Origin of the sequence: Methylobacterium amylolyticum, assembly GCF_030700245.1 — a bacterium.
Lineage (GTDB): Bacteria > Pseudomonadota > Alphaproteobacteria > Rhizobiales > Beijerinckiaceae > Methylobacterium.
In genome coordinates this window covers 20,058-30,000 of record NZ_JAUYZI010000055.1, presented here as the reverse complement: position 1 = coordinate 30,000, position 9,943 = coordinate 20,058, and the positions used below count along the sequence as shown (strand labels likewise).

The 9,943-nt window shown below is 73.8% G+C and carries 7 protein-coding genes (1 of these 7 running past the window's edge); 3 read left to right on the top strand and 4 right to left on the bottom strand.

Annotated elements, in window-relative coordinates:
• On the top strand, positions 1–366 hold the end of the coding sequence (locus tag Q8W71_RS27130) for an alpha-hydroxy acid oxidase (RefSeq protein ID WP_305528529.1). The gene continues 783 nt to the left of window position 1, outside the view; only the last 366 of its 1,149 coding nucleotides appear in the window; its start codon lies off the left edge, out of view; it ends in the stop codon at positions 364–366.
• A gap of 7 nt (positions 367–373) precedes the next feature.
• On the opposite strand, the gene Q8W71_RS27125 is transcribed toward Q8W71_RS27130, so the two are convergent.
• From Q8W71_RS27125 to Q8W71_RS27115, 3 genes are all read right to left on the bottom strand, one after another.
• Entirely contained in the window at positions 374–703 is a 330-nt protein-coding gene (locus Q8W71_RS27125; protein WP_305528528.1) for a putative quinol monooxygenase, read from the bottom strand.
• 91 nt (positions 704–794) lie between these two features.
• Positions 795–2,153: an NAD(P)H-dependent oxidoreductase gene (locus tag Q8W71_RS27120; protein WP_305528527.1), complete on the bottom strand. Its 1,359-nt coding sequence runs from the start codon at positions 2,151–2,153 to the stop codon at positions 795–797.
• A 189-nt stretch (positions 2,154–2,342) separates the two neighbouring features.
• A complete protein-coding gene (locus Q8W71_RS27115; protein WP_305528526.1) occupies positions 2,343–3,245 on the bottom strand; it encodes a LysR substrate-binding domain-containing protein in 903 nt (300 codons plus the stop codon).
• 256 nt (positions 3,246–3,501) lie between these two features.
• On the opposite strand from Q8W71_RS27115, the gene Q8W71_RS27110 reads away from it, so the two are divergent.
• Complete coding sequence (locus tag Q8W71_RS27110; protein WP_305528525.1) at positions 3,502–4,539, top strand: TRAP transporter substrate-binding protein; 1,038 nt, start codon at positions 3,502–3,504, stop codon at positions 4,537–4,539.
• A complete protein-coding gene (locus tag Q8W71_RS27105; protein ID WP_305528524.1) occupies positions 4,536–6,398 on the top strand; it encodes a TRAP transporter large permease in 1,863 nt (620 codons plus the stop codon). Before Q8W71_RS27110 ends, Q8W71_RS27105 begins: the two co-directional genes overlap by 4 nt.
• Before the next feature lie 116 nt (positions 6,399–6,514).
• Here Q8W71_RS27105 and Q8W71_RS27100 read toward each other — a convergent pair whose 3' ends face one another.
• Positions 6,515–9,805, bottom strand: coding sequence for a DEAD/DEAH box helicase (locus Q8W71_RS27100; protein ID WP_305528523.1), 3,291 nt, complete (start codon positions 9,803–9,805; stop codon positions 6,515–6,517).
• Positions 9,806–9,943: the final 138 nt, after the last annotated feature.

Below are 9,943 nucleotides of genomic sequence, written 5' to 3'. Positions count from 1 at the left end.
GAGAAGGCCGTCTCGACCGGGGCCGAGTCGCTGATCGTGTCGAACCACGGCGGGCGCCAGCTCGACGGCGCGCCCTCGTCGGTGGCGGTGCTGCCCGAGATCGTCGCGGCGGTCGGCGACCGGATCGAGGTGCTGATGGACGGGGGCGTCCGCTCGGGTCAGGACGTGCTGAAGGCGGTCGCGCTCGGGGCGAAGGGCGTCTTCATCGGCCGCCCGTTCCTCTACGGGCTCGGGGCCTACGGCGAGGCCGGCGTCGCCCGCTGCCTGGAGATCATCCGCACGGAACTCGACATGACGATGGCCCTGTGCGGCCATCGCGACATCCGCGACATCGACCGCTCGATCCTGCGGGCGCCGCCACCCTGAAGTGTCATCACGCGGGCTCGGCGCCGCAGCAGGAGCGGGTGAGGAAGCGCACCGGGCGCGCCTCGGTCACGAGGGCGGGGAATCCCTCCCGGAACCGGGCGAGATGCGGGGTGGCCAGGTGCGCGTCGAAGGCGGCGCGGTCGTCGTAGACCTCGTAGAACACCACGGCCAGCGGGTCGCTCTCCTCGACCGCGACGTCGAAGGCCCGGCAGCCCGGCTCGTCGGCGACCGAGGCCCGGGCGTCGTCGTGCGCCAGCACGAGGAAGGCGTCGAGGGCCCCGGGCCTGACCTGGAACTCGGCGATGACGACGAAGGGACGGTCGCGGGATTCGGGCATCGGGCGCCTCGCGGGGAACCGGCGCCGCCCGGGCGCCGGGAACGGGGGATGCGGGGGCCGGCGGTCACCGGCCCCCCGGGACGGGGACGCGTCAGGCCGCCTCGCCGCGCGGATGCCGGGCAGCATCCTCCATCTCGCGGCGCAGCGCCACCACGTCGAGGTCGTCGACCAGCTCCACGTCGTCGACCCGTACGATCCGGTCCCTGCCCACCGCGCGCTTGAGCCGGACGTTGTGCGCGAGGCCGATCGGGAGCGCGCCGAGAGCGAGGCTGCGCGCGGCCGGGATGGCGTTGGCCCATACCGCGTAGCCGCCCTCGCCGTCGAGCATCTCGCCGGGCTTGAGGTCGCGCTTGGCGGTGGCGACCGCATCGCCGCGAAATTCCTTGGACGATCCGGTCGGCTCGTTGCGCAGCACCGCCGAGAGCACGCTGACGCTGGTCTCCAGGCCGATCATGTGGAAGGGCCGCCACATCGAACCGTACCAGCCGGACGGGTCGGTGAGCAGGCCGTACTGCTTGAAGCAGGCCCGGGTGTACTCGCTCGTGGCCTTGAACGTGACGAACACGCCGTAGCGGATGTTGTTGAACACCTCGCGCCCGTCCGGCTCCTGGCTCGCGGCGATGTCGACGAGGCCGGACCGCGCGAGGCGGCCGCCGTCGGCGGCGGGGCGGAACACGCGGGCGAGGTCGTGCAGGCCGGCGGGCGGGAAGGCGAGACCGTCCTCCGGACAGTCGAGGCCGGTGCCGTTGGCCACCGCCGCCATCTCGATCGCCGCCTTGGTGCCGTCGGTGAACGAGTTGTACATCTTCGGATTGAAGTCGCCCTTGCGGACCTCCTCCTCGCTCCAGCCGAAGAAGCCCCAGACGGTGTCGGGGGTCGAGTAGCGGTAGCGCGGCTCGAAGTTCATGCCCTTGCCGGCGGATGTCAGCTCGAAGCCGCAGGAGCGGGCCCAGTCGACGAGTTCGCAGATGATGGCGGGCTGGTCGCCGTAGGCCATGCTGTAGACGACGCCCCGGCGCCGCGCCCGCTCGGCCAGGAGGGGCCCGCACAGCACGTCGGCCTCGACGTTGACCATGACCACGTGCTTGCCGGCGTCGATCGCCTGGAGCGCGTGGCGGATGCCGGCGATCGGGTGGCCGGTGGCCTCGATCACGCACTCGATCTCGTCGCAGGCGGCGAGCGCGGACGCGTCGTCCAGCACGCAGGTGCGGCCGGTGCGCACCGCGTCCCCGAGGGAGGTCGCGGCGTAGCGCTCCTCCGGCCAGCCGACCCGGGCGAGCGAGGCCCGGGCGCGGCCGACGTCGAGGTCCGCGACGCCGGCGACGTGCAGGCCGGCGATCTGCTGGGCCTGGGCCAGCACCATCGAGCCGAACTTGCCGGCGCCGATCAGGGCGGCGCGCACCGGCCGCCCGGCCGAGGCGCGCTGCTGGAGCAGGGTGGACAGGTTCATGGGCTTCCTCCTCCGGAATCGGACGATGCCGCCGTGCCCGGCTGGCGCGCCGGGATGCCGTCGTGCGGGGGCCGTCCGTCGTGCAACCTCGTCGACGCGGAGCCGCGCGGGCAGGTCGTGACGGGCCGGACGCTAGGAGTGCCGTCCGTGCAGGACAATCGAGATTTCCGCGCGCATCGTGAAGCGTGTCTACACGGTCGCCGCGTACTCCGCCGTCCACGCATCCCGCTCCCGGCGGATCCAGTCGAGGAAGGCCCGGACCTTGCGGTAGCGCAGGTACTCGTTCGGGCAGGTGATCCACTGCGTCACCAGCGCGACCGGCGGCGTCTGCCGCACCGGGCCGACGAGGCGCCCGGCCCGCAGGTCGCCCCAGAGCATCAGGTCGCTCTCCAGGGCGATGCCGAGCCCGCCGGCCGCGGCGTCGATCGCCATGTAGGACCGGTCGAACAGGAGCCGGCGCCAGCGCGCCGCCGGCGCGATGCCGGCGAGCTTGAACCACTGCGCCCACTGCACCTGCGACTTCACCGAGTGGATCAGCCGGTGCCGGACGAGATCCTCCGCGCCGAGGCTCCCGGCCGGGGCCAGCGCCGGCGCGCAGACGGGCCGGAAGCGCTCCTCCACCAGCCCCTCGACGTAGAGGCCCGGCCAGCCGCCGGTGCCGTGCCGGATCTCGATGTCGACGCTCTCCTTCCGGAAGGCGGCCGGCTCGTTGGTGCCGTCGAGGCGCAGCTCGATGTCGGGGTGCTCGTCCACGAAGCCCGCCAGCCGCGGCAGCAGCCACTTGGTCGACAGGCTCGGCGTGGCCCGGACCGTGAGCGTGGTGACCGAGCGGGAGACCTTGATGCGCTGCGTGGCCTCGGTGATCCGGTCGACCTCGGCGCCGATCATCTCGAAGTAGCGCTCGCCCGCCTCGGTCAGGACGATGTTGCGGCCGGCCTTGCCGATCAGCGCGGCGCCGAGACTGGTCTCGAGCGCCTGGATCTGCTGGCTCACCGCCGACGGCGTCACGCCCAGTTCCTCCGCCGCCCGCGTGATGCTGGCGGCGCGGGCGACGGCGTGGAACACGCCGATGGCGCGGAAGGGGACGGGCATGGCGACCGTTTAGCTGTCCTACAGGGACCGGCAAACAATCTGCATTGTCCTGCAAGGATGTCACTCCTAGTCTCGGTCGAAATCAGCAAGAGCAGCCTCCCGGCGGAGGTGCCGACGCAGGGACGTGCGACCGTCGCCCCCTCCGGCGACCGTCGCCGATCCCCGCCCGGCCACGATGCCGGGAGCGCGCCAGCCCGACAGAGACGATGCCGCGCGGCCCCGAGGGGCCGAACGACGGCGCGCAGGAGGAAACAGCATGGCGAACGGGCCGGATTCCGGTAACCGCGGCGGTCTCTCGCGCCGCAGCTTCATCGCGGCGGCCTCCGCCGTCCCCCTGGTCGCGATCCGCACCGGGCCGGCGCGGGCGGCCGAGTTCACCTACAAGCTGGCGACCGGCCAATCCCTGTCCCAGCCGATCAACACCCGCCTGAACGAGGCGACCCAGCGCATCCGCGAGGCCTCCGGCGGCCGGCTGGAGCTGAAGTTCTTCCCCGCCAGCCAGCTCGGCTCCGACACCGACCTGATCACCCAGGTCCGCGCCGGCGGGATCGAGTTCCTCAACATCGCGGGCTCCGTCCTCTCGACGGTCGCGGCCGGGGCGGCGCTGACCAACGTCGGCTTCGCCTTCAACGACTACGACGAGGTCTGGCGCGCGGTCGACGGTCCGGTCGGCACCTACGTGCGCGCCCAGATCGAGAAGACCGGCCTCGTCGTTCCGGCCAAGGCCGCCGACAACGGCTTCCGGATGGTCAGCTCGACCTCGAAGCCCATCAGGACGCCCGAGGATCTGAAGGGCTACCGCATCCGCGTGCCGGTCTCGCCGATCTTCACGTCGCTGTTCTCGGCGCTCGGCGCCAACCCGACCTCGATCAATTTCAACGAGCTCTACACGGCGCTCCAGACCCGGCTGGTCGACGGGGAGGAGAACAGCCTCGTGACGATCGAGGCCGGCAAGCTCTACGAGGTGCAGAAGTACATCGCCGAGACGCGGCACATCTGGGACCCGTTCTGGATCATCGCCAACCGCCGCGCCTTCGGCCGCCTGCCCGAGGATCTCCAGGGAATCGTCCGGCGCGAGCTGGACCGGGCGGCGACCGAGGAGCGCGCGGACATGGTGGGCCTCACCGCCTCCCTGAAATCGCAGCTCACCGCCAAGGGCATCACCTTCGAGACCGCCGACCGGGAGGCCTTCCGCAAGGGCCTGAGCCAGGCGGGCTTCTACCGCGACTGGAAGGAGAAGTTCGGGCCCGAGGCGTGGAAGGCCCTGGAGTCGGTCACGGGGCCGCTGGCATGAGTGCCGCCGCGCCCGCGGCCCCGGCCGAGACCGCGCCCTCGGACTGGCTCGGCAGGGCGGAGCGCGCGCTGCGCGCCGCGATCGCGCTGCCGGCCCCGATCCTGGTCGTCGCCGAGGTGCTCATCCTGTTCGTCGGCATCGCCGCGCGGACGTTCGGGCGCCCGATCATCTGGAGCGACGAACTCGCGGCCATCCTGTTCCTGTGGCTCGCGATGCTCGGCAGCGTGGTGGCGATCCAGCGCGGCGAGCACATGCGGCTGACGTTCCTCGTCGGCAAGCTGTCGCCGCGGGGACAGGCGTGGTGCGAGACGCTCGCGGTCGGCGCGATGTTCCTGTTCCTGTTCCTGATGCTGCACGCGACCTACGACTACACCGAGGATCAGTCCTTCGTGGAGACGCCGGCGCTCGGCTGGTCCGGCAGCGTCCGGGCGCTCGCCATGCCGGTCGGCTTCGTCGCGGCCCTGCTGAGCTGCGGGCTGCGCCTCGCGCGCTTCGGCGTGCGGGACTTCCTCGGCGTCGGGCTGGCGTTCGGGGTCGTCGCAGCGCTGCTCGCGCTGGCCGCGCCGACGCTCGCCGGCATGGGCGACTGGGCGCTGGCGGTGTTCTTCGTGGGCCTGCTCGGGATCGGCATCCTGTCGGGGGTGCCGATCGCCTTCGCCTTCGGGCTGGCGACGGCGGCCTACCTGCTCTGCGTCACCTCGACGCCGCTCACCATCGTGATCGGGCGCATGGACGAGGGCATGAGCAGCCTCATCCTCCTGGCGGTCCCGCTGTTCGTCCTGCTGGGCCAGCTCGTCGATGCCACCGGCATGGCGCGGGTGATGGTCGCCTTCCTCGCGGCGCTCCTCGGCCACGTGAAGGCCGGGATGTCCTACGTGCTCCTCGGGGCCATGCTGCTGGTCTCGGGGATCTCCGGCTCCAAGACCGCCGACATGGCCGCCGTGGCGCCGGTCCTGTTCCCGGAGATGCGCCGGCGCGGCATGAAGGAGGGTGAGCTGCTCTCGCTGCTCGCCGCCTCCGGGGCGATGAGCGAGACGATCCCGCCCTCGATCGTCCTCATCGCCATCGCCTCGGTGACGGGGGTGTCGATCGCCGCCCTGTTCACGGCGGGCATCCTGCCGGCCCTGGTCCTCGCCCTCGTGCTCGCGGTCCTCGCCCGCTGGCGGGCGGGCCGCGACAACGCCATCACCGTGCCGCGGGCCCCCGCCGCGGTGGTCGGCCGGACGCTCCTCGTCGCGCTGCCCGCCTTGCTGCTGCCGTTCCTCATCCGCACCGCGGTGGTCGAGGGCTTCGCCACGGCCACGGAGGTCTCGACGATCGGCATCGCCTACACCGTGGTCCTCGGCCTCCTCGTCTACCGCGGCAACCTGACGGCGGGCATGATCCTGCCGATGCTGGCCCGCACCGCGTCCCTGTCGGGGGCCATCCTGTTCATCGTCGGCGCGGCGAGCGCCATGTCCTGGGCCCTGACGCAGTCCGGCTTCTCGCAGGATCTCGCGCAGGCGATGGCGGGGGTGCCGGGCGGGCGGGTCGGCTTCCTGCTCGTCTCGGTGGTGGCGTTCATCGTGTTCGGGAGCCTGCTGGAGGGCATCCCGGCGATCGTGCTGTTCGGCCCGCTGCTGTTCCCGATCGCCCACCAGTTCGGCATCGACGAGGTGCACTTCAGCATCGTCGCCGTCCTCGCGATGGGGCTGGGCCTGTTCGCCCCGCCCTTCGGGCTCTGCTACTACGCGGCGTGCATCATCGGGCAGGTGCCGCCGGAGGCCGGGATGCGGCGCATCTGGATCTACCTCGGCGCCCTGTTCCTGGGCCTTCTGGTGATCACCTTCGTGCCCTGGATCTCGATCGGCTTCCTCTGAGGCGCGGCGCCGGCTCTAGCGCATCGTCTCGAAAGGTGGTCACCGGCTTTCGGAAAAGAGGATGCAAAATCAAAGGTCTAGCGCATCGTCCTGGACCTGATATCCAGGACGATGCGCTAGACGGCCCGCTCGCGCGCGGCGCGGATGCGGTCGAGGAGTTCGGCGGCGAGCGCCGCGCCGGCCGCGGGATCGGTGGCCGGGCGGCGCCAGATCACCCGGCGCTCGCGCACCGCGAGATCGTCGGCCGCCGCCATCGGGGGGAGGGCGGGGCCGGGCCGCAGGTCGGCGGCCACGCCGGCCGGCCCGCCGCTGAGGCGGGCGACGTCGAGCGCCCGGCACTCGGCCCGCAGCCGCGCGCCCGTGAACAGGGCGGCCACCGGCTCCGGGACCGCGCCGAACCGGTCCTCGACCTCGCCGGCGAGCGCGTCGAGGGTGTCGCCGTCGCGCAGGCGCAGGAGGCGGGTGTAGAGGTTCAGCCGGATCTCGGGCTCGGGGATGTAGTCGTCCGGGATGTCGCCGGTCAGGCCCAGCACGATCTCCGGGGTCCAGTCCTCGGCCGGCTCGCCCCGGGCCGCGCGCAGGGCCAGTTCCAGCAGGTGCCGGTAGAGGCCGAGGCCGACGAGCTTGGCGTGGCCGGCCTGATCCTCGCCGACGAGGTCGCCCGCCCCGCGCAGATCGAGGTCGCGGGCGCTGATCGCGAAGCCGGCGCCGAGGCGGTCGAACGCCTCCAGCGCCCGCAGCCGCTGCTCGGCCGCCGGGCTCGGCGGGGCGTCGGACTCGTGGAGGAGGTGGACCACGCCCCGCCTCTGGCCGCGCCCGACCCGGCCGCGGAGCTGGTGGAGCTGCGCCAGCCCGAAGCGGGCCGCGTCCCAGACCAGCATCGTGTTGGCGCGCGGCACGTCGAGCCCGCTCTCGATGATGGCGGTCGCGAGCAGCACGTCGCCGCCGCCGTCGGCGAACCGCACCATCGCCGCGTCCATGGCGCTGGGCTTCATCGACCCGTGGGCGACGATCACCTCCAGGCCGGGGACGAGGCCGCCCAATCGCTCGGCCATCGGCGCGATGTCCTCGACGCGCGGGCAGACCACGAAGCTCTGGCCGCCGCGGCGGTGCTCGCGGGTCAGGGCGTCGCGCATCGCGTCCGCGTCGAAGGGCGCCACCACCGTGCGGACCGGCTGGCGCAGGGCCGGGGGCGTGGCGAGCACGCTGAGGCTCTGGAGGCCGACCAGCGCCGATTGCAGGGTGCGGGGGATCGGCGTCGCCGTCAGCGTCAGCACGTGGCCCCCGCCGGCGAGCCGGCGCAGGTCGGCCTTCATCCCGGCGCCGAAGCGCTGCTCCTCGTCGATCACCGTCAGGCCGAGATCGGCGTAGGCGACGCCCTTGGCGGCGAGGGCGTGGGTGCCGACCGCCAGCCGGATCGTGCCGTCGGCCAGCCCGCGCTTCACGCGCCGCGCCTCCGCAGCGGGCACGAGGCGCGAGAGATGGGCGGGCTCGATCCCGAAGCGGGCGAAGCGCCGCCGCAGGGTCTCGACGTGCTGGCGCGCCAGCACCGTGGTCGGGGCGATCAGCACCGCCTGCCGGCCCGCGAACACCGCCGCCGCGATGGCGCGGAGCGCCACCTCGGTCTTGCCGAAGCCGACATCGCCGCAGACCAGCCGGTCCATCGGCTGGCCGGAGGCGAGGTCGGCCAGCACCCCGTCGAAGGCGGCCGCCTGATCGGGGGTCGGGGGGAAGCCAAAGCCGGCGGCGAAGCGCTCCATCTCCCGGGCGGGCGGGACGATCGCCGCCGCGCCGGCCTCGCGCCGGGCGCGCGCCGCCTCCAGCATGTGGCGGGCGGTGCGGGCCAGCGTCGCCTCCGCCTCCAGGCGGCGGCGCGCCCAGGTGCCGCCGTCGAGCCTGTCGAGGGTCACCGCCTCGGGCTCGGAGCCGTAGCGCCAGATCCGGTCGGCCTGATCCACCGGCACCATCAGCACGGCGTCGCCCGCGAAGCGCAGGCGCAGCGCCTCGGTCGGCGGCCCGTTCCCGCCCGCGACCCGCTCCAGCCCCTCGAACACGCAGAGGCCGTGGTCGCGGTCGACGGCGACGTCGCCGGGGCGCAGGTCGATCTCGCCCAGCGGCATCGCCGGCCGCGCGGCGGCGAACGTGGCGGCGTCGGCCCCGAGAAGGTCGGCGGCGGCGATCACGGTCGCGCCCGCGTCCGGCACGCGGAAGCCGGCGCCGAGCGGCGCCTCCAGGGCGAGCACGGCCCCGGGCTCGGCCGCCGCGACCTCGGCCCAGGCGTCGATCAGCCGGACGCCGCGCTCCACGGCCTTGGTCGCCTGCCGCACGAGGCGGCGCAGCGGCGTCTTCGGTCCGGCGAGCACGATCCGGTCGCCGGCTCTCAGCCGCTCGCGCAGGAACTTGGCGAGGGCCGGCCCTGGCCGCCGCTCCCGGGCGAAGACCGGCACGGCCAGCCCCTCGCCCGCCTCCCGCGTCGCGCCGGCCAGCGCCCCCGCGGCGATCGTTTCCCAGTCGTCCTGCGTCAGGTAGAGGCCGTCGCCGGCCTCGCCCCGGGCGCCGCGTCCGCGCCGGGCGCTCTCCCGGCCCTCGGCGACCTGCTCGAAGAAGGCCACCACGCGCGGCCGCGCGCCCTCCTCGATCACGAGGCCGGCCTCCGGCGCATAGTCGAGGAGGGTGGCGAGCCGCGGGTAGAAGCGGTGCAGGCCGTGCTCCTGGCCGGTGAAGGGCCGCAGGCGCTCCTCCGAGCCCGGCGGCAGCACGATCTCGGTGGCCGGATCGACGACGAGGGTCTGCGCCTCGGCCACCGAGCGCTGGGTGATCGGATCGTAGGAGCGGATCGCGGTGACGCGCCCGCCCTCGTGCTCCACCCGGCAGGGCCGCGGGGCGGCGGCGGGGAACACTTCGAGCGTCCGGCCGCGCTGGGCGACCTCGCCGGGCTCGTCGACCCGCTCGTCGAGCACGTAGCCCAGGCGCCGCAGCTCGGCCGTGACCGCCTCCGGGTCGATCCGGGCGCCGACCTGGATCTCGACCCGGGCGCGAGCCCAGGTCTCCGGCGGCGGCACCCGCTGCACGAGGGCGGGGCCGGTGGTCAGCACCACGTCGGGGCGGGCGGCCGCGTCGGTCAGCCAGCGCAGCACGGCGGTGCGGGCGCCCATGGTCGCCCGCGACGGCGAGGCGTGGTCGTGCGGCAGGCAATCCCATTCGGGGTAGACCGCCACCGCGAGGTTCGGTTCGAGGGCGCGCAGCGTGGCGGCGAGTTCCTCCAGGCGGCGGGCGTCGCGGGCGACGTGGATCAGGGGCGCGGCGCGCCGCGCGAAGTCGAGGAGCGCCACCGCGAGCGCCCCGGTCGGCACCGCGGGCGCGTCCTCAGCCCGCTCCGCAACCGTCCGCAACCTGCGCTTGGCCATCGCCGATCCGTGCTACCCGTACTCGATGGCGAGAAACGCGGCAGGGCCGAACCGGGTCCGCCCGGGGCCCCGCGATTCACAGGGGCGGAGCGTCGCGGCGGGCGCCGCGCCAACTTGGCCCGCGCCTCCTTGGCCCGC

Excerpts from the sequence above, each read along its gene's own strand:
- Q8W71_RS27105 (WP_305528524.1), top strand. The coding sequence starts at position 4,536 with ATGAGTGCCGCCGCGCCCGCGGCCCCGGCCGAGACCGCGCCCTCGGAC.
- Q8W71_RS27115 (WP_305528526.1), bottom strand. The coding sequence starts at position 3,245 with ATGCCCGTCCCCTTCCGCGCCATCGGCGTGTTCCACGCCGTCGCCCGC.
- Q8W71_RS27100 (WP_305528523.1), bottom strand. The coding sequence starts at position 9,805 with ATGGCCAAGCGCAGGTTGCGGACGGTTGCGGAGCGGGCTGAGGACGCG.
- Q8W71_RS27110 (WP_305528525.1), top strand. The coding sequence starts at position 3,502 with ATGGCGAACGGGCCGGATTCCGGTAACCGCGGCGGTCTCTCGCGCCGC.
- Q8W71_RS27125 (WP_305528528.1), bottom strand. The coding sequence starts at position 703 with ATGCCCGAATCCCGCGACCGTCCCTTCGTCGTCATCGCCGAGTTCCAG.
- Q8W71_RS27120 (WP_305528527.1), bottom strand. The coding sequence starts at position 2,153 with ATGAACCTGTCCACCCTGCTCCAGCAGCGCGCCTCGGCCGGGCGGCCG.